Source organism: Pontibacter akesuensis (assembly GCF_001611675.1).
Lineage (GTDB): Bacteria > Bacteroidota > Bacteroidia > Cytophagales > Hymenobacteraceae > Pontibacter > Pontibacter akesuensis.
The window spans coordinates 2,526,776-2,549,422 of sequence record NZ_CP014766.1; the positions used below are offsets into that span (position 1 = coordinate 2,526,776).

The 22,647-nt window shown below is 52.6% G+C and carries 17 protein-coding genes; 8 read left to right on the forward strand and 9 right to left on the reverse strand.

Annotation, left to right across the window (positions count from 1 at the left end; translation table 11 throughout):
* Positions 1-2 precede the first annotated feature (2 nt).
* The 3 genes from eno to hscA all read left to right on the forward strand — a co-directional run bounded on the left by eno (position 3) and on the right by hscA (position 3,786).
* Positions 3-1,280 carry a phosphopyruvate hydratase gene (gene eno / locus A0W33_RS10850; RefSeq protein ID WP_068838160.1) on the forward strand — a complete coding sequence of 426 codons (1,278 nt, stop codon included), beginning with the start codon at positions 3-5 and terminating at the stop codon, positions 1,278-1,280.
* Positions 1,281-1,368: 88 nt separating this feature from the next.
* Positions 1,369-1,668 (forward strand): FtsB family cell division protein, encoded by a 300-nt coding sequence (locus A0W33_RS10855; protein WP_068838161.1) that lies wholly within the window; start codon positions 1,369-1,371, stop codon positions 1,666-1,668.
* 252 nt (positions 1,669-1,920) lie between these two features.
* Positions 1,921-3,786 (forward strand): Fe-S protein assembly chaperone HscA, encoded by a 1,866-nt coding sequence (gene hscA, locus A0W33_RS10860; RefSeq protein ID WP_068838162.1) that lies wholly within the window; start codon positions 1,921-1,923, stop codon positions 3,784-3,786.
* 585 nt (positions 3,787-4,371) lie between these two features.
* Here hscA and A0W33_RS10865 read toward each other — a convergent pair.
* Both A0W33_RS10865 and A0W33_RS10870 read right to left on the reverse strand, forming a co-directional pair.
* Positions 4,372-4,716: a hypothetical protein gene (locus A0W33_RS10865; RefSeq protein WP_068838163.1), complete on the reverse strand. Its 345-nt coding sequence runs from the start codon at positions 4,714-4,716 to the stop codon at positions 4,372-4,374.
* A 9-nt stretch (positions 4,717-4,725) separates the two neighbouring features.
* The gene (locus A0W33_RS10870) at positions 4,726-5,793 is read right to left on the reverse strand and encodes an Ldh family oxidoreductase (protein WP_068838164.1); all 1,068 of its coding nucleotides are present in this window, start codon (positions 5,791-5,793) and stop codon (positions 4,726-4,728) included.
* 196 nt (positions 5,794-5,989) lie between these two features.
* Between A0W33_RS10870 and A0W33_RS10875 the strand changes: the two genes are divergently transcribed.
* Positions 5,990-8,371 carry a hypothetical protein gene (locus A0W33_RS10875; protein WP_068838165.1) on the forward strand — a complete coding sequence of 794 codons (2,382 nt, stop codon included), beginning with the start codon at positions 5,990-5,992 and terminating at the stop codon, positions 8,369-8,371.
* A 195-nt stretch (positions 8,372-8,566) separates the two neighbouring features.
* Here the strand turns inward: A0W33_RS10875 and A0W33_RS10880 are convergent, their stop codons facing one another.
* From A0W33_RS10880 to A0W33_RS10910, 7 genes are all read right to left on the reverse strand, one after another.
* Entirely contained in the window at positions 8,567-10,735 is a 2,169-nt protein-coding gene (locus tag A0W33_RS10880; protein ID WP_068838166.1) for a PKD domain-containing protein, read from the reverse strand.
* A gap of 379 nt (positions 10,736-11,114) precedes the next feature.
* Positions 11,115-12,674 (reverse strand): hypothetical protein, encoded by a 1,560-nt coding sequence (locus tag A0W33_RS10885; protein WP_068838167.1) that lies wholly within the window; start codon positions 12,672-12,674, stop codon positions 11,115-11,117.
* Entirely contained in the window at positions 12,668-13,228 is a 561-nt protein-coding gene (locus A0W33_RS10890; RefSeq protein WP_229802140.1) for an RNA polymerase sigma factor, read from the reverse strand. Before A0W33_RS10890 ends, A0W33_RS10885 begins: the two co-directional genes overlap by 7 nt.
* Positions 13,229-13,314: 86 nt before the next feature.
* Positions 13,315-14,010 (reverse strand): Ig-like domain-containing protein, encoded by a 696-nt coding sequence (locus A0W33_RS10895; protein ID WP_068838168.1) that lies wholly within the window; start codon positions 14,008-14,010, stop codon positions 13,315-13,317.
* Positions 14,011-14,263: 253 nt separating this feature from the next.
* Positions 14,264-15,202, reverse strand: coding sequence for a Ppx/GppA phosphatase family protein (locus A0W33_RS10900; protein WP_068838169.1), 939 nt, complete (start codon positions 15,200-15,202; stop codon positions 14,264-14,266).
* 25 nt (positions 15,203-15,227) lie between these two features.
* On the reverse strand, positions 15,228-15,959 hold the full coding sequence (locus tag A0W33_RS10905; RefSeq protein WP_068838170.1) for a hypothetical protein: 732 nt from the start codon (positions 15,957-15,959) through the stop codon (positions 15,228-15,230).
* An 87-nt stretch (positions 15,960-16,046) separates the two neighbouring features.
* Complete coding sequence (locus A0W33_RS10910; protein ID WP_068838171.1) at positions 16,047-16,940, reverse strand: class I SAM-dependent methyltransferase; 894 nt, start codon at positions 16,938-16,940, stop codon at positions 16,047-16,049.
* Between the two features lie 106 nt (positions 16,941-17,046).
* On the opposite strand from A0W33_RS10910, the gene dapF reads away from it, so the two are divergent.
* The 4 genes from dapF to secA all read left to right on the forward strand — a co-directional run bounded on the left by dapF (position 17,047) and on the right by secA (position 22,530).
* A complete protein-coding gene (gene dapF / locus A0W33_RS10915) occupies positions 17,047-17,832 on the forward strand; it encodes a diaminopimelate epimerase (protein ID WP_068838172.1) in 786 nt (261 codons plus the stop codon).
* A gap of 75 nt (positions 17,833-17,907) precedes the next feature.
* Complete coding sequence (locus tag A0W33_RS10920; RefSeq protein WP_068838173.1) at positions 17,908-18,444, forward strand: GNAT family N-acetyltransferase; 537 nt, start codon at positions 17,908-17,910, stop codon at positions 18,442-18,444.
* A gap of 17 nt (positions 18,445-18,461) precedes the next feature.
* The gene (locus tag A0W33_RS10925; protein WP_068838174.1) at positions 18,462-18,914 is read left to right on the forward strand and encodes a GNAT family N-acetyltransferase; all 453 of its coding nucleotides are present in this window, start codon (positions 18,462-18,464) and stop codon (positions 18,912-18,914) included.
* A gap of 241 nt (positions 18,915-19,155) precedes the next feature.
* A complete protein-coding gene (gene secA, locus A0W33_RS10930) occupies positions 19,156-22,530 on the forward strand; it encodes a preprotein translocase subunit SecA (RefSeq protein ID WP_068838175.1) in 3,375 nt (1,124 codons plus the stop codon).
* The last annotated feature ends 117 nt before the right edge of the window (positions 22,531-22,647 follow it).

The following is a 22,647-nucleotide window of genomic DNA, read 5'->3' on the forward strand; positions in this document are numbered from 1 at the left end:
CAATGAGTATTATCACTGACATCAAAGCCAGACAGATATTCGATTCGAGAGGCAACCCTACTGTAGAAGTAGATGTAACGACGGAAAGCGGCATACTAGGCCGCGCTGCGGTGCCATCTGGTGCCTCTACCGGCGTGCACGAGGCAGTGGAACTGCGTGACAACGACAAGAGCATGTACATGGGCAAAGGTGTGCTGCAGGCTGTTAAAAACGTAAACGAGAAGATTGCCGAGGAAATCATCGGTTTCCCTGTGTTCGAGCAGAACCTGCTGGATAAGATCATGATCGAGCTGGACGGCACGACCAACAAAGGCAACCTGGGTGCCAACGCCATACTTGGTGTATCGCTTGCCATTGCCCGCGCCGCTGCGCAGGAGCTGAACATGCCGATTTACCGCTATGTAGGCGGCGTGAACGCGAATACGCTCCCTGTGCCGATGATGAACATCCTGAACGGTGGCAGCCATGCGGACAATGCCATTGATTTTCAGGAATTCATGATCATGCCAATTGGTGCTCCTTCTTTCTCTGAGGCATTGCGTATGGGTTCGGAAGTGTTCCACCACCTGAAAAACGTGTTGAAGAAGAAAGGCCTATCTACCAACGTGGGTGATGAAGGTGGTTTTGCGCCAAACATTGCATCCAACGTAGAGGCGATAGAGGTGGTATTGCAGGCGATAGAAGCTGCCGGTTACAAGCCGGGAGACGATATGATGATTGCCATGGATGCAGCCAGCTCCGAATTTTACGATGCTTCCTCCGGCAAATACCACTTTAAGAAGTCTACAGGCGATAAGCTGACTTCTTCTGAAATGGTAAGCTACTGGAAAGACTGGGTGAACAAGTATCCGATCAACTCCATTGAGGATGGCATGGCTGAGGACGACTGGAAGGGCTGGAAAGAACTGACGGAAGCTATTGGCAGCAAGTGCCAACTGGTGGGTGATGACCTGTTCGTAACCAACGTGGACCGTCTGCAGCAAGGCATCGACCAGGGAATAGCTAACTCGATCCTGATCAAAGTAAACCAGATCGGCACCCTGACAGAAACAATCAACGCGATCAACCTGGGCCGCCGCCACGGGTATAAGAGCGTGATGAGCCACCGTTCCGGCGAAACAGAAGATAGCACCATCGCTGACCTGGCTGTTGCGCTGAACACAGGCCAGATTAAAACAGGTTCTGCTTCCCGTTCTGACCGTATGGCCAAGTATAACCAGTTGCTTCGAATTGAGGAGGAACTAGGGGAGACAGCATACTTCCCGGGCCGGAAATTTTAAATTTAGATTTCTGAAAAAATAATAGCTAAGGCTGTGGGTTATGAAGCTCACAGCCTTATTTTTGTAAGAGTACTTTAAGCCCAGAGTTATGATACAGCGCATCCCCAAAATATTCAGAAACTTCTATTTTATCGCTTCTGTCATTTTTGTAGTATGGATGCTGTTTTTCGATTCAAACGACTTTGTAACGCAGTACCAGATGCGCCGGCAGCTAAACGACCTGGAGGCGGATAAGGAGCACTACCTGGAGAAGATGGCCGAGGTAGAAAAAGACCGTAAGGAGCTGATGGGTAACCCGGCACTGCTGGAGAAATTCGCCCGCGAGAAGTACCTGATGAAGCGCCCAGGTGAGGATGTGTTCATCGTGGTAGTAAAAGACGAAGAGTAATTAGTTTTGGGTTCTGAGTGCTGAGTCTCGAGTTTTGATTGATATAGCGCCAGCGTTATCAAGTATTAAAATAGCAAAGTATAAACCTGCGCCCTGCAGGATTTAAGCGTAACACGCAGTGCCTGCTTTAGGTGCGCATAGTCTGCACTAGGGCTGTTAGTCCTTCAAAACAAATCCCTCCCTAAATTATTTGTAACTTTGTGCCCAAGCGCCGTCGCTAATTAGTGATGGCCTCACGTAAAAGACGATACTATGGCAAAAGTTGCAATAAACCTTTCTACCGGAGCTCTTCAGCAGGAAGAGGTAATTGTAGGTATAGATTTAGGTACGACCAACAGCTTGGTGGCCTACATACATCCTGAAGATAAAAAACCAATCGCGATCAACGACCAGGGCCGCGGCACGATTGTGCCCTCTGTGGTGCACTTTGCAGACAACGGCGAGACCTATGTGGGCAATGAGGCGAAGGAATATCTGATCACCGACCCTGCCAACACCATTTACTCGGTAAAGCGCCTGCTGGGCAAGTCCTACAAAGACCTGGGTGGGCACCAAGTTTACTTTGGCTACAAAGTAGTTGACGATGACAGCGAAGGGCTGGTGAAGATACGGGTGCAGGACAAGTTCTATTCGCCCATCGAACTGTCGGCGGAGATACTGAAGGAACTGCGGGAGCGTGCGGAGCACTCGCTCAAAACTCCGGTGAACCGCGCCGTGATTACCGTTCCGGCTTACTTCAACGATTCACAGCGGCAGGCTACCCGCGATGCCGGTAAACTGGCAGGGCTGGAGGTGCTGCGTATTGTGAACGAGCCTACAGCGGCGGCATTAGCCTACGGCATTGGCATAGACCCGAACGAGGAGAAAACAGTTGCCGTTTATGATCTGGGTGGCGGCACATTTGACATCTCCATTTTAAGTATACACCAGGGGATTTTTGAGGTGCTTTCTACCAACGGCGATACGTACTTGGGCGGCGACGATTTTGACAGGGCCATCATCAACCACTGGATTGAGCAGAATCAACTGATCGCCGATACGGTGAACCAGGACAAGAACCTGTCGCAGGAGCTGCGCCTGAAAGCCGAGGAGGCAAAGAAAATTCTAAGCTCGCAGGAAGTATACACCGGCACCATCAACGGTACCATTGATTGCCACCTGGAGCGCCATACGTTTGAGGCATTGATTGCTCCGATCGTAGCGCGCACGATGGAAAGCTGCAAGCAAGCCATGGCCGATGCCAAACTGCAGCCCGAGCAGATCGATGCTGTGATTATGGTGGGAGGCTCTACGCGCGTGCCGATGGTATACGACGCTGTATCAACGTTTTTCGGAAAGCCTGCGAATAACTCGCTGAACCCGGATGAGGTGGTAGCGCTGGGAGCCGCCATTCAAGCCGATATCCTGGCTGGAAACCGCAAAGACATCCTTTTGCTGGACGTGACACCGCTTACGCTGGGAATCGAAACAATGGGTGGGCTGATGGATTCTATCATTCCCCGTAACTCCAAGATACCAACCAAAGCCGGCCGCCAGTATACTACTTCGGTAGACGGGCAGATTAACATGAAGATATCCGTTTACCAGGGTGAGCGCGACCTGGTAAAGGAGAACCGCAAGTTGGCAGAGTTTGACTTAAAAGGTATTCCAGCCATGCCAGCCGGTTTCCCAAAGGTTGACGTGAACTTTATACTTAACGCCGACGGCATCCTGAAAGTGGAGGCTGTGGAGCTTCGTTCAGGTGTGCGCCAGGAGGTGGAGGTGAAGCCGCAGTATGGCCTCACGGACGAGCAGGTGGAGCAGATGCTGATGGACTCCATCACCCACGCCAAAGAAGACGTGTCGACGCGGATGGTGATTGAGGCGCGTACATCGGCTGAGCAGATGCTATACCAGGTAGAGCGCTTCGTGCAGAAAAACGGGCAGCACCTGACAGAGGAAGAGATAAAGCTCACGAACGAGAACATGCAGAAGCTGCGCGATGTGCTGGCCGCAGGTGGTGACAAAGACGCTATTTATGGAGCAGTAGACCGGCTGGAAGAGCAAACCAGCCCCTTTGCCGAGCGCGTGATGCAGATCTCGATTAAGCAGGCCATGGCGGGGAAGAAGATTGAGTAAGTATAAAATCAAGTACAGAACAGGAACGGCAGCTCTCTATGAGCTGCCGTTTTTGCTTTGTGGCTGATGTGGTTTGATTACACCCGGCTTTGTCTTGTTTAGGTAGGGGAGTTTTACACTCTTTTTAAGGAGATGTTCAGCAGGAGTAAACACCCCTGTAGTCCCCTCAAGGGGACACTTCTGCCTCAAGGGGGAAGTTCTACTTGTTGCATCGTGAAAGCAGTGGCTAGCTGAACCGTTTCCAGTCCTCGGGTTGAGTGCCTTGTGCATGTTGCGGTGCCCGTAAGGGCAGCCCGCAGCGGAGCGAGGAGCAGCTTCAGGCGCACAGCGCGATGCCCGAGGACGGGGCCTCGCGGCCGTGAGCGCTCCAAAGCATGTAATGGAACAGTAGGTATTTGGGAGCTGGAGGATCAGCAGCAGCTAGAAAGAATAGCTTGTTCGGAGATAAAACAAGCAGCGGCTATGTAAGTATGGCTGCAACAAGTATAGCCCCCGCTATCAAAGTATGGCTTTTCAAGCCAGATAGATATAATCAGTGACAGTCAACGGCACAAGCGGACGGAGAATCGCGCAGCTTAGACAAAGCTACTGTATCGCATCCAGCACGAACTGCAGCAGGTTGAAATTGAAGTACAGCAACGTAATCGCCACAATCATCCCAACCATCACGCCAGCGTACGGGGCATCCTGCTCCCGCACCTCCCGAACACCCCAGTACAGGTAACCCGCTACCGCGATCAAGGCATACAGCAACAGCAGGATCGGGATAGCCAGCAGTACCTCCACAGAGGCAAAGCGCCAGAAGTAGTTTAGCCCCAACCAGAACAGGTCCAGCGCCCAGGCCACCACCAGCATCAGAATGCTGCGTTTGCCGGAGCCCAACCCGATACTGGTTAAAAGCCTTGCTACTGCCGTGCCACCTGCTGCCATACGTTTGTTTTAGAAGTTGATATTGAATCGCTGCGCCAGAGCCTCCAGGTCGCGCTCTACAGGTGCTAGTAGGGGAATGCCTTTCTGCAGGCGTTTGGTTGTCATTTCACGCTCCGGATCGCCGGGGATGAGAACGGCTTTCTCGCCTTTCTTTACCTTTGCTTTACGGAACGCCCCGATCCAGTTATCCATGTGGTACTTGAACTCATCAGCCGGACGGAAGGCATCAATGCGCATGGCGCCCAGGAAGTGTCCGATTCCTTCACCGGGCAGGTTTTCTGCTACAGGCAGGAAGCTTACGAAAGGTGGCACCCAAGGGCCATAGTTCGCACCCGAAAGCACAGCCGATAAAATATCCACCACCGCAGACAAGGCATAGCCTTTATGGCTGCCGTGCACGCGATCCGAACCCAGCGGAAGCAGCGCACCGCCCTCTTTTAGTTCATTGGCATTGGTGGAGCGATGACCTTCCTCTGTTTGAATCCACCCGACAGGAGCTTTCTTTTCTTTACGCTGCAAGATTTCCAACTTACCATTAGCAGCAGCGGCTGTAGCCAGGTCGGCTACGAAAGGAGGTTGGTTGTTAGTAGGCACCGCTACGGCAATCGGGTTAGTGCCCAGCATACGGTCTGTAGAGAATGTAGGCGCTACCAGCGGCGACGCATTGGTCATGGCAATACCGATCATATCCTCTTCCAGCGCCATCATCGCATGATAGCCGGCAATACCAAAGTGGTTAGAGTTTTTAACCGAAACCCAACCGGTTCCTACCTGCGCTGCCTTCTGCCTGGCGATGGCCATGGCGCGTGGCGCCACCAATAATCCCAGGCCTCCGTCGCCGTCTACGGTGGCAGTACTTGGCGTTTCGTGTACAATACGGATGTTCGGCTTTGGGTTGATGCGACCGGCTTCCCACAGCCGCACGTATCCGCTCAAACGGGCTACGCCGTGTGAATCAATGCCGCGCAGATCAGCGGAAAGCAACACTTCAGTGGCCAGTTTGGCATCTTCGGGTGGGCAGCCCATGTTCAAAAACACGTTTTGGGTAAATTCGAAAAGTCGTCGGTATGAATACATTTGAGGTTATGCTGATGAAGCCGGCAAATTAAGAAAATATCAAAGCAATGCCTTGCCCATACTTCCCAAAACGGCAAAAGGAAAGATTTATGGCGCTGCTCCGGCATTTATATCTTCTATTTTATATACTTTGTTCTTTCCTGTTAAAATTTGGAATAGACTTTGCCTTAGTTTCTGAAAGCTAAGCTCCTATACTATGAAGAAAGCACTACTACTGTTCGCCACTGTACTCGCTGGCTTTGCCGCCGAAGCACAGAACAAGCTGCTGTTTGAGGAGAAAACAGCCGAAGCCTACCAACTCAAGTATAACGCCGGCACTTCGGGCGACAGCCAGGTGCAGCTCAATACCATCATCAACCTGCTAAAAGACAATAAAGCCACTCCGAAGCATGGCAGGCCACCGCGCACGCCGGAGTTCACGCTCCGCTTTGAGCAGCAGGCAAGTATAGCCGACGCCGGTGATGTACTGAAGCTGAAAGTACAGGTGGGCAAGCCGCAGCTTAGTGGCAGCACCGATTACCGTGGCTTTGATTTAGGAGATGCTTTGCTGCCCGACAAGTATAAAGCAAAGGTAAAACTGCTGAACGAGAAGAACGAGGTGGTGAAAGTATACGAGCAGACCATCACCCTGAAATTAAACGGCATGGCGCTGCTGGAGGAGCAGGTGCCTGATACTGCTGCCAACCAGAACTTTAAACTGCAGGTAGAGGAGGAGCAGGTGGTGTATACTTCTGAGGATGTGCGCCAACTGCAGGAGCAACTGGCGCTGGTGCGGGCATATTTTGCCGCCGAGGCCGACGTGCTGCAGGCCCTGCAGGAGGCGGCGCATATCTTACCGGATGACATAGACCGACTGCCGCTGCAGGAGCGTAACCTGGTTGCGCTGGAGCAGCAGTACGACCAACTGGAGAAGCAGAACTTCACCGAGAAACTGAACCTGAACCAGCAGGACCCGCAGCGCCTGAAGTATAAATTAAACCAACTGGGGCAGGTACTGGACGAGCGTCGCAAAGCGATAGAATATACGTTTGCTACGCTCGACCAGCAGTTCTACAACCGTGGCGTGAGCCTGATCAACGGCGGCAACGCTTCGGCGGCCCAGGTATACTTCGATAAATCGGTAGCGGCTAACCCAAACTTTGCCCCGGCGCACGTGCAACTGGCGCGCATCGACCTGCGGAACGGCTACATCCGCGAAGCCACCAATCGCACCCGCGATGTGCTCACCCGCATGCGCGTAGACCCGCAAACCGAGCAACTGGCGCTAAGCCTGGCGCACGATATTTACAGGGTTCATATTTCGGAGGGCGATAAACTGACTTTTCGGGGTGAGTACGACAATGCGCTGGACGCCTATGCGGAAGCAAGAGACTTGTGTCGCACCATCGGCGGACTGCGTTGCAACATGCAGGCGCTGAACGATGGCGAAGGCCGGGCTGCCAATGGGGTGTACCGTAGTTTGGTTGAGAACGGAAAACGCCTGCTGTCGCGCAACGAGCTGCAGGAGGCGGAGCGGGTGGCACGGGAGGCGCTTAGCTTTCAGAAGGAGTATGCTGATGTGCTTCAAACCACTGCGGAAGCCGATGATTTGCTGGGGCAGGTGAAGTTTCAGTATTACGTGCGCTTCATAGACGAGGGCAAACGCTTTCTGGCACAGCAGAACTACAGATCAGCCCTAAGCCAGTTTGAAGAAGCGCTGGAACTGGAGCAAAATTACCGCTTTAAACCGGTGCAGGAGCTAAGGCAGCTGTCGCAGAAAGCGGCCAAGCCGGTGCTGCTGGCCATGCTGGGCGAGGGCTATGAGCAGGCCATGCAGAACAGGCTACCCAACGCCCGCCAAACAGCTGCGGACGCCACGGCCATGCAGGAGCGCTACGCCCTGGTGCAGGATGCGGAGGTGCAGGGCAAGTATAAGCTGCTGCGCGAGCGCATCTTCACCCAAGAGTGCATGAATACGCAGGCCGCCTATGATGGACATTACCAGAAGGCGCAGGCGCTGGAGCGGGAGCGCAGGTATATCGCGGCAGACCAGGCATACGTGGCCGCCATCAAAGCCGCGGAGGGAAATGTGGCATGTGGTATCGCTACCTTTACCGCCACCGACAGAAGAACAGCCATTGCTGCGGCAGCTGCTTATCAGCGCAAACTGGAGGAGGCCAACCGGTTGATAGGCAAAAACAAGTATAGCGAAGGCATTGCCTTGTACGAAGAGGCAAAGGCGCTCTATCTGGCACAGCAGGTGAACAAGTATGGGCTGGATCATATCTCGCTTTACAACTTTGCAAAGAATCACCAGAGGCAGCCTTTTACCGCTACTGTGGTAGGCTATTATACCAATCAGGGCGAGGAGCAGGTAGCCGTCCAACTCCTGACACAACTGCTGGAGAAAGGCTACCGCAAAGGCAAAACTAAAAAGGTGCAGCAGCAACTAGGACAGCAACTGGCGCAGAAAGATGTGCAGCAAGGGGAGGTGCAGGATGAGAAAGTACTAGCCGCAAAGTATAGCCAGCACAACCACAGCCTGAAGCACCTGAAAAAGGCGTATGAGAAGACGCATAAACAACTCACCAAAGGATAGCAGCTGGCATTTGTGTTTGTACCATATAGAGAGAGTTTATGTAAAAAAGCAGTAGCTGCTCATGAAGTATGGACGGCTACTGCTGTTAAAGGGGAGCAGGTAAATCAGCTGAATGAAGCCAAGTATAAACCTGCTGTTAATAGAAAGAATTAAGTCGAGTCATAGCTGGCATAGGCGCATCTAATAGGAGTGCGATTACTGCTCCTTGAAATAGTTTGCCTGCAGGTTGTTCAGGAAGCGGTTGGCTGTAGCGGCATCTGCGTTGATAGAGGCGTCTTTTTTTACATACACCCCGTAGCCACCACTGTTCCTTATTTCGGAATTGGTAACCTGCAGGGTGCCCCGCACGCCCAGGCTGGTCTTTTGGGCGAGATCATTTAATCTAGTGCTGCCTCCGTAGTTCAGGCCTACAAAGTCCAGCTGGTTCATCGGGTTGTTTGTGTCGAACAGGATGCCTTTCCAGGAGCCCGGGGCGTAGGTCTTTCCTGTGAAAATAACCATAGCATTCTCGCTGCTTCCTTTGGCGTTCAGGTAGCCTCTGCCCTGCACATACAAGGCTTTATCAGTTGCAAATTCGAAAAGAGCATGAGTAGCTCCAGTATTGTGAATTTTCACGCCTGTTTCAAAGATCAGGTCGTCGGTGATGTGGTAGCGGGCGCCATCGCTGAACACCGGCCAAACCACATTCTGCTCATGCGCGACAGTCCCCTGCGTTTCCAGCCCGTTGTAGCCGTTGTTGTCGTTCAGGCGCGAGGCAGCATCCAGTTTGTGCACCTCCTCTGCCGTTACAAACATGGCGGCACCCGTGTTGTGGCTGAAGCTGTTGTTGGCAAACTGAGTCAGGCGGCCTCCTGCAAACTGAACAGCCATGCCGTACCCGCCACTGTGCGTGAACGCTGAGTTCGTAACTTTCAGGGTGCTATTCGTGCCGATCATTGTAAAATCGCCCCAGAGCACCACATTCGCTTTTACCCTGTGCATTGAACCAAGGTCACTTCTGCCGCCGTAGGACACAGTTACGTGATCCATTTCATTTAGCTGATTTCCAGACATAACCATGATGCCTTTCCAGTAGCCCTTTGTCTTGCTCAGGCCGGTGAAGGTGATGGGACTTGCCGCAGTTCCTTTTGCTGTGAGGGAGCCCGACGGGCGAACATACAGGGCTTTGTCGGCCATAAACTCCACAGTTACACCCGGAGCCACCGTTACGCCTCCTTCGATGTTCAGGTCGTGCACAGCTACGTAGGAGGTGCCCCCCTGCAGCAGTGGCCAGGTAACACCTCTTACCTGCTGGTGCAGGGTGCCGCCGATGCCGATTCCTTTGGTGCCGGAGAAGGTAGAGGCTGCATCTAGCTTGTATACCTGGCCTGCTGTGACATATAATGGCAGGCCGCTGTTTCCGCTGAACGTATTATTAGCGAAAACCCCAAACTGGCCTAACACATACAGGCCATAGCCGTTGGCATTGGTGAAAGAGGAGTTCTTAATGCTCACCACAGCCGCGGTTATGTCGGTGCCCGTAATACCAACGTTGGCTGTTACGTTTTCGGGCATATCGCGCATGGTGCTGCTGCCGGCGTAAGTTACTTCCACATAATCCAGCTCGTTTAGGGGGTTATTAGTGTCAAATAAGATGCCTTTCCAGAAGCCCGGTGTTTTGGTTTTGCCCGTGAATATGATTTTCTGGGCGGCAGTTCCCTTGGCCGTCATGAAGCCCTGGTGCATGATCTCCAGCCCTTTGTCTGCCTCAAACTCAATTATTACGCCGGGCTGCACCACAAGCCGCGCCTTCACCTGTATGTTATTGGTGACCACATAATCCGGTTTTGCAGGGTCAGCCTCTCTGTTTGTGAGCACCCGAAATTTAGTTATATCCTCCGATAAGATACCATTATCTGTTGGGGTGTTGGTAACTGGTACCGCCGTTATCATTACTTTGTCCTTTTTAACTCCGTTGGCACTCGATACGGTTACCTCCCACTCGTATTCCCCCGCCAAATCAGGCACGAAAGTGGGTTTTGCCTCTGTTACGTTCGTGAGCGTTACGGTACTGCCTGCTGGCTTTTTTATACTTGCCCACGTGTAGCTCAAGGGTTTACTTTGACTGTCTTTCGAGGCCGATGCATCCAGTGTAACGCTTTGACCTACCTGCACCGTCTGGTCAGGGCCGGCATTCGCGGATACCGTTTCTACGCGTGGCGCAGGCTCCACTTTGTCTTCGTCGCAGCTTGCCAGGAGGAAGAGAAAAGGGACTAGCAGGAGAATAAGTCTGTTGCCCGGAAATTTGTGTTGTGTTTTAGCCGCGCGCAAGTGATGCGCGCTTTTTGCCATAACAGGAACGGTACTGATGTTAGCGTACTTCATAGTTTTAAAGATTGAGTGGATGGTGTATGTGAAAACTTGTCGTTAATCGCGGTGTGTTCCTGCCAGCCTTGGGGAGCTAAGCATGCTTCATAGCCCATGGCGGGCCGTGATCTATATCTGTTTTATTCTCTCTTTTGCTGGTAAGACAGGGCGCTTTCGGGAAGGGTTGTATGTGCTAAAAAATATTTTTTATTTACATCAGATGAATTTCTAACTACTCCAGTGTCACAAAAAAAACAGCCTATACTTGCTGCTTTAGGTGTTTGATGGCTGCCAACTGCACAGCACCAGTTGTTGATTATAGAGAGTAGGGGGACGTAAAAAAAGCGCCATGGCTGGAGCCACGGCGCTTTCAAGATTTTAGGTGAAGTAGTGTGTTCTAGTTTCTGCCAAAGCTTCTCCTGATCTGAACGTTGAGCCCCAACGAATAAGGCCGCAGACCAAAAGGCTCGCGTTCATGGAAAGTGGAGCCCAGGAAGTAGTTAACGGTTGGCATCAGCATCAACTCATACTTACTATGCAGCGACAGGTTATAGCCTGCTCCCAGCATCAGGTTATAGTTCGATTGCTCCAGTATGTTGTCCTTGGATGGGAAAACAATGGTCTCGTTCCAGGCGCCGTCGATGTACTCGTTCGTGCGGCCCCTTACCAGCAGGTTTGCCCCGGCTGCCGCGGTGAGGTTGAACCTGCTTTGCGCCCGCTCCAGGAAAAAGTACGTCAAGCCCACGCGCAGGCCACCATAGGCATAGGAGCTTTTTAGCTGGCGATCCACCACTTTCAAAACCGGCGTAAGCCTGATAGCGCCATCAGGCTCCAGGCTCCTTACCACAGAGTCTATTTCTCCGTTGGAGTAAGTATAAGCAAGATTTTCGCGCAGCTGCATCAGCGACAGGCTTGTTTCCAGGTACAGCTGCTCCTTTAGCTTCCGGCCCATGGTCAGGTTAAACTCATAGCCCATGCGCTCAGGATCAAGTTTCTCCCTGTTCTTCAGATTCACGATGTAGATTTCATCGGCAGTGGCAGGCGTAAACGACCGGAACGCGTAACGCGGTGCAACTGTCAGGCCCAGATACCAGTCCCTTTGCTGCTTGTCTTTGTCACGATTCTTGGTTTCTGCTGCCGGTTCCTCTTCAGCTTCTTCATCAGCGCGTGCTGCAACTGCTAGTGGAGCAGGGCTTACCGAATCCGGCAAGGCAAAACCTGCTTCAAAGTTGAGCGCAGGAAGTATACTTGTCAAACGGTCTTCAGTCCCAGCAACTTCATTCTTAGCAGCTGCTTCTCTGCCTTTAGGTGAAGTCTTTTCGTCTTCAGGTGATGGCTTACCAGTTTTAGGAATTGCACCCGTAGAAATGGCATCCTCTACCATAGCTATACTTTCAGCAGCCACACGCTTCGCCTCCACCGGGTTTTCCTGTGGCACCGTATCCTGTACTTCTGCTAACACAGGGAAACCCTCCGCCTGCGCCGGTCGAGGGTTTGTAGAATCGTTGCTTTTTCCTGGTAGCTTCTCCTGCTCCTGTGGCTGCTGCCTTAGCCGCGTCGGTTCCTGCTGCGTAGTTTCTGTCGGAGCCTTTGTACTGCTGCGCTGACTTGCAGGAGCCGTGCTTTCTGCCCTGTTTGGCGGAGGCAATGTTCTTTCCGGCTGCTGCATTGTAACGGTATTTTTGCCTGATTCCACTACAGCGGCAGTTTCTTCCTGCTGCTCTTGTGCGGCTGGTACTGCTGCTACATCAGTTGCCGGAGTGTCATTTAAGAAATAGTAAACACCAAGGGTGGCAAGCAGCAAAAGCAGGATCACGCCAAACCAGCCGATGGGGCGCCAGCCGGTATCCGGAGGCTGTACCTCCGCCTTGATGTTTTTCCATCCGTCGGTTGGCGGCTCCTCTTCGAGCTCCAGCAGCTTACGCCTTATTTCTTCCAGTTCTTTATCAGTCAGCATTTCTCAGATATTGAATGTTTTTGCAGCGTCTTCTTCAGATGGCTTTTTGCCTTTGCCAGTTGCGACTTGGAGGTGCCCTCCGCAATGCCCAGCATTTCGGATATTTCGCGGTGGTTATAGCCCTCCACCACGTACAGGTTAAAGATAACCTTGTAGCCTTCGGGTAGTTGGTTGATCAGCAGTAGCAGTTCCTGGCCCGAAATACTGCTGATGATATCGTCTCCTGCCGGCGTGCTTTCCTCCACGGTGCTATAGTCGGTCTGGAACTCGTACTTCCGGTTCTGGTGCCAATGGTTGATGGCGGTGTTCACGAATATCCGGCGCACCCAGCCTTCAAAGGAGCCGCCGTTGTAGCTATCCAGGTGCTTGAATACCTTTACGAAGGCCTCATGGAAAATATCCTCCGCCTCGAACCTCGACTTGGTATAGCGGGTGCAAACTGCCATCATACGCCGGGAGTAAAGCGTGTACAGCTTCTCCTGGGCAGCGGCTTTCCCCTGCTTGCAGCCTGCTATGATTTCTTCCTCAGTTTGCACCTTCTTACCTGTTATCAAGCCAAATTACCTTGTACAATAGGGCGCCGCTGCCCGGTGTGGGAGCAGGAGCAAGGGGGCGGCAGCTATTTCCTGGCGTAAGCATGTTACTGTGCTTTTACCTTTATTTTAACCTGCATTTGCTGCATGCCACTCTTAAAATCGACGCTGTACGTGAAGGCGTCCTCGCCCACAAAGTTTCGGTTGGGCGTGTAGATAAATGTAGGATTCTTGTAGCTTCCCGGGTAATCATAAAACCGCAGGGTGCCATGTTGTGGCTGTATGGTTACGGGGGCAAAAGGAAGGAAATTGCAGAAAGAGTCGTTGGCGAAAATTTTAATTTCTTTGGGCGTGTTGCTGGTTGTTTCCAGCGAGTCGGCTCCCAGTGCCTCAACGCAGGTGCTGAAGTCGATGGACTCTTCTACGTGAATGACTATTTTCTCTGTTTTGCAGATCGCGTCGCTGCACACGGTATACGTCAGGCTGTCTGTTCCCCAGAAATCAGTAGCCGGGATGTAGAACGTCTCATATTCCTCGCCAACGTAAATGCCGGGCGCCACCTGCCCGTGCCGGGGCTGGCCGTACGTTACACTCACGGCTGCCTTGAGGCTGTCATTCACCAGCGGCAGGAGCATCAGCCTTACGGTGTCGTTGTTTTTAAACATGTACACCTCGTCGGGGAACAGTTTGAATTCATGGAAGGAAACAGGAATCACATCCTCTTCAAACGTATCGCAGCCCCAACTAAAGAGCCCCAGCAGTAGGAGCAGCAGCGGGGTACAGGTATTTATACTTCTTTTCATCACACAACAAAGTATAGGTTTCTGCCGGGAAGACAGGGCGGCATCGGGAAGGGTTGCCCGGGTACGGGATATATTTTCAGAGGCGCACCTACTACCAGGAGAGGCTGTTATTACACGGCTTCTCCTGGTGATTCGGTTAGTTAAGATAAACTTTAAGTATGTGAATTTCAATAGCGCCAGGCTATGAAATCTGGCGGATGCGCCGAGGTAGCGCAGCGTTTTTTCCGGAAGGGAGTAGAGTGGAGGGGGAGTCTTAGCGCTGCGCCAGCATCTGGTGCAGCACGCCTTCTTTCAGCGCGTACGCCGACACCCGGATTTCCTGCAGCTTATACTTCTCCAGCACAAAGTCCACGGCTATACTTGCCAGCACAATCATGTCCACGCGCATTTCCAGCATGCCGGGGATAGCCAGGCGTTCGTTGTGGTTCTTGCGGAGCAGTTCCTGGTGTACGGTATAAAAATCCTCCACCGCCAGTGTAGAAGCCACAGGCTGTGTTTGGGTGCGGGAAGTATCGCCTTTGCGCAGACCATCTATGTCGCAGAGGGTGTCGAAGGTGCCGGAGGAACCGACAAGTATGGTGGGTTTATACTTGGCTACGGCCGCTGTGAGCGGCTGCAGGCGTTCCTCCAGGTACGCTTTTTCAGCGGCTATACTTTCGGCTGTGATCGGGTCCTGGGTGAAGAATTTATCCATCAGGCGCTGCGCTCCCAGCTCAAAGCTTTGCTTCCAGAAAATTTCCTGCTGGTTGCAAAGTATAAACTCGATGCTGCCGCCGCCGATGTCCGTGATCAGGGCCGTGTTCTCGTCGAGCACCCCGGCAGCGCGCACGCCGTAGTAGATAAACTCTGCCTCGCGCGCACCGTCAATCACCTCTACCCGGATATCGGTTTGCTTGAAGATGTCCTTTACAAAGGAGTCACCGTTGCTGGCGTTGCGCACCATACTTGTCGCCAGGGCCCGCACCGTTTGTGCGCCATAGCTGTCTATTGTGGTACGGAAGTCTCGCAGGGTTCTTAACGCGCGCTCTGATGCCTCGGGCGCAATGGCCCCGTTGCTGATGCCGCCCTGCCCCAAACGCACCGGCACTTTCGTTTTATACAGCTCGTGCAGTTGTCCCTGCTCGTCTACTTCCGTTATCAGCAGGTGAAAGGTGTTGGTGCCCATGTCAATGAGGGCGAGGCGGTTGGTCATGAGATTTTTCTTAAATGGGACAGCTTTAGTTAGCTTTGGATTCGCGTTTCCACTGCTCAATCTTGTTTATCATTAGAGCTTTGTTCAACTCAAATTGTTTTGCTCTGTGACCATTAGCACCGGAAGGGTGGGGAAAGCCGCTTAAGATATAATTACTATTTAACTTGTTGTTTGATTGTAGCTCAATAAATATATCATTGACGTTCTTCCCCAGTGGGATTATAAGTGCATCTGTAAAGAAGCACATTTCTGGTACTAGATGAGTTTCTATTTGATTCCACAATAACGAACTTTTTAATGGTGATGGTGAGGACCCTGTATAGTTTCGACCTGAGCTAAAAACGGGATATCTGAGTGCGGATGTAGAGTGTAATAAGTCGTTGTCTAAATCAAACAGATTTGCTGTAGACTTTAGGTTTAGCTTTTCATGTAGTCCAAGTTCATCTAGCATCTTAATTAAGTTAGAACGCATTGAACCGGCGAAGCTTGACTCTGATTTGACCTTTTTCAAAGCTGATTCATAGCTGTACCCTTTATGTAATTCTGTGATGACAGTGTTGAAGGATTTTTCCATTTGAGTCCATCCTGGAGTTATGCCAACAATGACTACAGGGGCCGTCTTATTGATGTAATCAAAAGGAGCAAAGTAGACTTCAAGGTTTTTCTCGGTTGCTATCAAATAGCCCTCTTTTATTAAATCGGTTTTAGTGTACCTATCCTTTCTTGGCTCTCTTTTAATCCTATCTTCGAAGTTCATGCTTGATATCAGATTTATGGAACAACTTACTTTTGCCCCTAATAGATAAAGTCTCTCTTAAAGGGTAAGCCCACTGCTATATTTACACTACCTCCTCGCTGAGCTAAACCGAAAGAACGTCCCCAACGGTAATCTCCTGTTTCCACTGTCGTGCAGGTATAGCTCGCCCAGTTCCTCGTTCTGAATCTGCTCGCCGAAGGTGCCGCGCATCAGGTTGTCCAGGATCATGGCCGAGAAGCCGATGGAGTAGAGGTTGATCAGCAGGAAATAGTCGGTGCCGTCCAGCATTTCGCGGCACAGCTTTATCATCTCGTTCAGTTCCTCTTCCAGTTGCCATTTCTCGCCGTTGGGGCCGCGGCCGTAGCTTGGCGGGTCCAGGATGATGCCGTTGTAGGTGTTGCCGCGCTTCACTTCGCGGCGGGCATACTTCATGGCGTCTTCCACGAGCCAGCGCACGTTGTCCAGGTTGCTGGCTTCCATGTTGTCGCGGGCCCAGAAGTTAACCTGCTTTATCGAGTCGAGGTGCGTTACGTCGGCACCAGCGGCTTTGGCGGCCAGGGTGGCGGCGCCGGTGTAGGCAAACATGTTCAGCACCTTCGGCTGTGGTGTTTTCAGCTTTTGGGTGGTGTCGTAGATGAACTTCCAGTTGCTGTCCTGCTCCGGAAAAATCCCTACGTGCTTAAACGATGACAGACCAAGTCGGAAACGCAGTTTCAGGTCGTTGTACTGGTAGTTGATGAACCACTGCTCCGGCATTCCTTTCTTCAGTTTCCACTGGCCTTTCTCCTGGCTGCCCTTGTCGCGGGTGAACACGGCGTTGGCCATGCGCTGCCACTCCTGCTCCGGCAAGTGCTTGTCCCAGATGGCCTGAGGTTCAGGGCGCGCCACGTAATAGTCTCCGAAACGCTCTAACTTCTCAAAATTTCCGGAATCCACCAGTTCGTAGTCAGCCCAGTTTTCTGTTGTTAAAAAGGAATACATATCTTTGTCGTTAATTTCTGGCTTTGTGCCGGTTGGCGGCTAAATTACGCATTATCCGCCGAACCTGAAAAAGGCACGGAGTCGCCTATTTATTTGTTACAGCTACATGGCAATAAGCTTTTATAAGTACCAGGGCACGGGCAACGACTTCGTGATGGTCGATAACCGCAAACATAATTTTCCGGCTGATGATGAAGCGCTGGTAAAATCGCTCTGCGACCGCCGTACCGGTGTGGGCGCAGACGGCTTGATTTTGCTGCAGAACCACCCGGACTACGACTTCGAGATGGTGTACTACAACGCCGATGGCCGCGTGGGCTCTATGTGCGGCAACGGTGCCCGCTGCACGGTTCGCTTTGCCCGGCAGTTAGGTGTGATCGAGGATGTAGCCTGCTTCCTGGCCGCCGACGGTGAGCACCAGGCCAGCGTGGAGCGCGACCTCATCCAGCTAAAGATGCACGACGTGAAGGAGGTAGAGCAGATTGGGGAGGATTTCTACCTGAACACAGGCTCGCCGCACTATGTGCGTTTTGTGGAGGATGTGGAGCTGCTGGATGTCTATGAGGAGGGCCGCGCGATCCGCTACAACGAGCGCTTCAACGAAGTAGGCACCAACGTAAATTTCGTGCAGCGCCTGTCGGACAACGAAATTTTTGTGCGCACCTACGAGCGCGGCGTGGAAGATGAAACATTATCCTGCGGAACCGGCGTGACCGCCGCGGCCTTGGTAGCGGGCATGAAAGGCATGCAGAGCCCCGTAAAGGTAAAGGTGCTGGGAGGCGAGTTGCAGGTGGCCTTTGAGCAGCATGAAACGGGCGGCTTCAAGCATATTTATTTGATGGGACCGGCCAGGCAGGTGTTCAGTGGTACGGTGCCCTTGCAGCAAGTATAAATTACACGTATAAAGCAGACCGCTGGTAATGTATTGCCGGCGGTCTTTGTTTTTCAACCCCAAGTATAAAACAGCGTGTTCCTCAAGTCAGACCATACCTACCTGCGGGCCCTGGAGCCAACCGACCTGGAGTTCCTGTATGCCCTGGAAAATGATACCACCGTGTGGCATGTGGGCAACACCCTCACGCCCTATGCCAAATTTGTGCTGGAGGCTTACCTCGAAAACGCCACGGCCGATATCTATACTGTGAAGCAACTGCGCCTGGCCATCTGCAACAGCAGCCACCAGCCTGTGGGCGCCATCGACCTGTTCGACTTTGACCCGCTGCACGCCCGCGCAGGCATCGGCATTGTGGTAACCGCCGAGCACCGGGGCAACGGCCACGCCAAAGATGCCCTGGAGCTGCTGCTTGGCTACTGCCATAAAACGCTGCAACTGCACCAGGTGTACTGTTCCGTCACAGCAAGCAACCTGGCAAGTATAAACCTGTTTGCCCAGGCAGGCTTTAAGCAGGTGGGCGTGCGGAAAGAGTGGCTCCGAACATTAGAGGGTTGGGACGATGTAGTAGAGATGCAGTGCCTGATGCAGCAGGATCAAACCCAAGTATAGGTATAGATAAAATAAATATGGAATTCAGAATAGCAACCGCAGCCGATATACCGGGCATGTCCCGGGTGCGTTTTGCCGTGCAGGAAAACCAGCTGTCAGACCCCTCGCTGGTGACGCCAGAGAACTATCGTGAGATGATCGGGGAGAAAGGCGCTGGTTGGGTGTGTGCAGTGGCGGGAGAGGTCGTGGGCTTCTCCATCGTGGACCTGACGGAGGCCAACGTGTGGGCACTGTTTGTGGACCCGACCTACGCAGGCAGGGGCATTGGCCGGAAGCTGCATGACGAAATGCTGGCCTGGAGCCTTGCCCAAGGGCAGCAGCACCTGTGGCTCTCCACAGACTCCGGTACCCGCGCCGAGGCATTCTACCGCAAAGCAGGGTGGCAGCAAACAGGCACAGCGCCAAACGGGGAAGTGCGGTTTGAGCTGTCGCTTCCGGCCTGGAGCAGCCGCTTCCAGGCTGCTGAGTAAAGTCGTGCGGAACGCGCTGAACTTCTGACACATTGCCACGCGTTATCCTTCTATGACACCGCTACAAGTGTTCAGCAAGAGCTTATAGCGCTTTTGCTATACTTGGTCGGTAATTATGGCAGAACATTTCCAGTGCCCCGGTTCTGGTATTGTTTTAGTGCAAAGCATTAGATATATCGGAAAAACAGCTATTTTTGACGATATTGCAAACAGAGAAATCACTTAAGTAAACGAAATACAGATGTTCGATTTTTTCGGGAAAACCGTTGCGAAAATATTCGGGACTAAATCCGACAGAGATATAAAAGAGGTACTGCCTTATGTATCTAAAATTAATGAGGAGTATGTTAAGCTTAGCGGTCTTACCGACGATGAGCTGCGTGGCAAGACCTTCGAGATAAAGGGCATCATTGATGAGCGCCTGAAGCCGATTGACGATAAAATTGCCGCCCTGCACCAGCGCGTGATCGATGAACCGGAGCTGAACATCGTGCAGAAGGAGAATATCTTCGCAGAGATTGATGAGCTGGAGAAGGACCGCAACAAGGAACTGGAAGTAGTGCTGATGGAAGTGCTGCCAACTGGTTTCGCCGTGGTGAAGGAAACCGCCCGTCGCTGGAAAGAGAACGGACAGCTGGTGGTAACCGCCACCGACCACGACCGCATGATTGCCGGCCGCAAAATAAACGTGCAGATTGAAGGTGATAAAGCTACCTGGGCCAACAGATGGATGGCCGCCGGTAGCGAGATTGTCTGGGACATGCTGCACTACGATGTGCAGCTGATTGGTGGCACCGTGCTGCACCAGGGCAAGATTGCCGAGATGGCCACAGGTGAAGGTAAAACACTGGTGGCGACACTGCCGGCTTACCTCAACGCCCTTGCCAAACGCGGGGTGCACGTGGTAACCGTAAACGACTACCTGGCCAAGCGTGACTCCGAGTGGATGGCGCCGTTATTTGAGTTCCATGGCCTGACCATCGACTGCATCGACAGACACCAGCCAAACTCTGAGGCCCGCCGCAACGCCTACAAAGCCGACATCACCTACGGCACCAACAACGAATTCGGTTTCGACTACCTGCGCGACAACATGAGCCGCGAGCCACAGGACCTGGTACAGCGCAAGCACCATTACGCCATGGTCGATGAGGTGGACTCCGTGTTGATTGACGATGCCCGTACGCCGCTGATCATTTCCGGCCCGGTGCCGCGCGGTGATGAGCATGAGTTCTACCAACTGAAGCCACGCATTGCGATGCTGGTAGAAGCGCAGCGCAAAGTTGTATCTAACTTCCTGATTGAGGCCAAGCGCCTGATCAAAGAGGGCAACACACAGGATGGTGGTTTATCATTGTTCAGAGCGTACCGTGGTTTGCCAAAGAGCAAGCCGCTGATCAAGTTCCTGAGTGAGACGGGTAACCGTGCCATCATGCAGAAGACAGAGAACTTCTACCTGCAGGATAACTCCCGCCAGATGCCGGAGGCTGATGAGCCGCTATACTTCACCATCGACGAAAAACACAACCAGATAGAGTTGACGGAGAAAGGCGTTGACCTGATCACAGGACAGGGCGAGGACCCGAACTTCTATATCATGCCGGACATCGGTATGGAGATCGCCGAGATTGAGAACAACAAAGCCCTGACGCACGAAGAGCAACTGCACGCCAAAGAGCAGCTGATCTCTGACTTCCAGGAGAAGTCGAAGCGTATCCACACCATCAACCAGTTGCTGAAGGCTTATACGTTGTTCGAAAAGGACACCGAGTATATCGTAACGCCGGACCACAAGGTGAAGATCGTGGATGAGCAGACGGGCCGTGTAATGGAAGGCCGTCGTTATTCGGATGGTTTGCACCAGGCTATTGAGGCGAAGGAGAACGTGAAGGTAGAAGATGCCACACAGACTTACGCCACGGTGACGCTGCAGAACTACTTCCGTATGTACCATAAGCTTTCGGGCATGACGGGTACGGCCGAAACAGAGGCAGGCGAGTTCTGGGATATCTACAAGCTGGATGTGGTGGTAATTCCAACCAACCGTCCGATCCAAAGAAAAGACGAACACGACAAAGTATACAAAACCGTTCGCGAGAAGTATAATGCCGTTGCCGACGAAATTGTGGAGCTGACAGAGAAAGGCCGTCCGGTGCTGGTAGGTACTACTTCGGTAGAGATATCAGAACTGCTGAGCCGCATGCTGAAGCTGCGCAACATCAAGCACCAGGTACTGAACGCGAAGATGCACCAGAAAGAGGCGGAGATCGTTTCTGAGGCGGGTAAGCCGGGAACGGTAACCATTGCCACCAACATGGCCGGTCGTGGTACCGACATTAAGCTGGCTCCAGAGTCGAAAGCTGCCGGTGGTCTGGCCATTGTGGGTACAGAGCGTCACGAATCACGCCGTGTCGACCGCCAGTTGCGTGGTCGTGCCGGCCGCCAGGGTGACCCGGGTTCTTCTCAGTTCTTTGTGAGTTTGGAGGATAACCTGATGCGCCTGTTCGGCTCTGACCGCATCGCCCGTCTGATGGACCGTATGGGTCTGGAGGAAGGCGAAGTGATTCAGCACTCGATGATCACCAACTCGATTGAGCGCGCTCAGAAGAAGGTGGAGGAAAACAACTTCGGACAGCGCAAGCGCCTGCTGGAGTATGACGACGTGATGAACGCACAGCGCGAGGTAGTGTACAAGCGCCGCCGCAATGCCCTGTACGGTGAGCGTCTGGAGCTGGATATCTGGAACATGATCTATGATATCAGCGAGGACGTAATCGTGAGCTACAAGAACATCAACGATTACGAGAACTTCCAGCTGCACGTACTGCGTGTGTTCGGTATTGAGTCTGCCATTTCAGAAGACGAGTTTAAGTCTACGGCGGCAAACCAGTTAGCCGAGCGCCTGTACAACGAGGCCCTGAACCATTACCTGGAGCGCAACAGGCAAACAGCCGCGCAGGCTTACCCGATCATCTCGGATATTCACCTGAACCGTGGACCGATGATCGAGAACGTGGCCGTGCCGTTTACCGATGGCAAACGCCAGCTGGCTGCCGTAGCCAACCTGACCAAGGCTTACGAGTCGAAAGGACAGGAGCTGCTGCGCTCGATGGAGAAGATTATCACGTTGGGTACGATCGACCAGGCCTGGACAGAGCACCTGCGCCAGATGGACGACCTGAAGCAAAGTGTGCAGAACGCTGTATACGAGCAGAAAGACCCGCTGTTGATCTACAAGTTTGAGTCGTTTGAGCTGTTTAAGCGCATGATCGGCAAAGTGAACGAGCAGACCATTCAGTTCCTGTTCCATGCCTCTATCCCGGTGCAGGCACCACAGCAGGTACAGGAACCAATAAGGCCGCCGATGGCGCCGAAGCCACCGGTACTGAAGGAGCAGAAGCAGGAGGTGCACTCTTCCCTGGAGAACCAGCGTGGCCAGACCACGACTGAGGCCCCGGAGCCGGAGCGCATCATGCCCGCGCACTCACAGAAAGTAGCCGGCCGCAACGACCGCGTGAGCGTGCAATACACCGATGGCCGCGTGCTGAAGGATGTGAAGTTTAAAAGCGTAGAAGACGATCTGCAGCACAACCGCTGTGTGCTGATCGAGGAATAAGAGAAGCGGCAGCCACGGGTTTATACTTGTGGCTGCCGTTTTACCGCTCTTACAAGTATAAATCAAAGGCGAAGGATATAGGAGAAAGAAACCTTTCATCTTATGTCCTTTATCTTT

Excerpts from the sequence above, each read along its gene's own strand:
- eno (WP_068838160.1), top strand. The coding sequence starts at position 3 with ATGAGTATTATCACTGACATCAAAGCCAGACAGATATTCGATTCGAGA.
- A0W33_RS10855 (WP_068838161.1), top strand. The coding sequence starts at position 1,369 with ATGATACAGCGCATCCCCAAAATATTCAGAAACTTCTATTTTATCGCT.
- hscA (WP_068838162.1), top strand. The coding sequence starts at position 1,921 with ATGGCAAAAGTTGCAATAAACCTTTCTACCGGAGCTCTTCAGCAGGAA.
- A0W33_RS10865 (WP_068838163.1), bottom strand. The coding sequence starts at position 4,716 with ATGGCAGCAGGTGGCACGGCAGTAGCAAGGCTTTTAACCAGTATCGGG.
- A0W33_RS10870 (WP_068838164.1), bottom strand. The coding sequence starts at position 5,793 with ATGTATTCATACCGACGACTTTTCGAATTTACCCAAAACGTGTTTTTG.
- A0W33_RS10875 (WP_068838165.1), top strand. The coding sequence starts at position 5,990 with ATGAAGAAAGCACTACTACTGTTCGCCACTGTACTCGCTGGCTTTGCC.
- A0W33_RS10880 (WP_068838166.1), bottom strand. The coding sequence starts at position 10,735 with ATGAAGTACGCTAACATCAGTACCGTTCCTGTTATGGCAAAAAGCGCG.
- A0W33_RS10885 (WP_068838167.1), bottom strand. The coding sequence starts at position 12,674 with ATGCTGACTGATAAAGAACTGGAAGAAATAAGGCGTAAGCTGCTGGAG.
- A0W33_RS10895 (WP_068838168.1), bottom strand. The coding sequence starts at position 14,010 with ATGAAAAGAAGTATAAATACCTGTACCCCGCTGCTGCTCCTACTGCTG.
- A0W33_RS10900 (WP_068838169.1), bottom strand. The coding sequence starts at position 15,202 with ATGACCAACCGCCTCGCCCTCATTGACATGGGCACCAACACCTTTCAC.
- A0W33_RS10905 (WP_068838170.1), bottom strand. The coding sequence starts at position 15,959 with ATGAACTTCGAAGATAGGATTAAAAGAGAGCCAAGAAAGGATAGGTAC.
- A0W33_RS10910 (WP_068838171.1), bottom strand. The coding sequence starts at position 16,940 with ATGTATTCCTTTTTAACAACAGAAAACTGGGCTGACTACGAACTGGTG.
- dapF (WP_068838172.1), top strand. The coding sequence starts at position 17,047 with ATGGCAATAAGCTTTTATAAGTACCAGGGCACGGGCAACGACTTCGTG.
- A0W33_RS10925 (WP_068838174.1), top strand. The coding sequence starts at position 18,462 with ATGGAATTCAGAATAGCAACCGCAGCCGATATACCGGGCATGTCCCGG.
- secA (WP_068838175.1), top strand. The coding sequence starts at position 19,156 with ATGTTCGATTTTTTCGGGAAAACCGTTGCGAAAATATTCGGGACTAAA.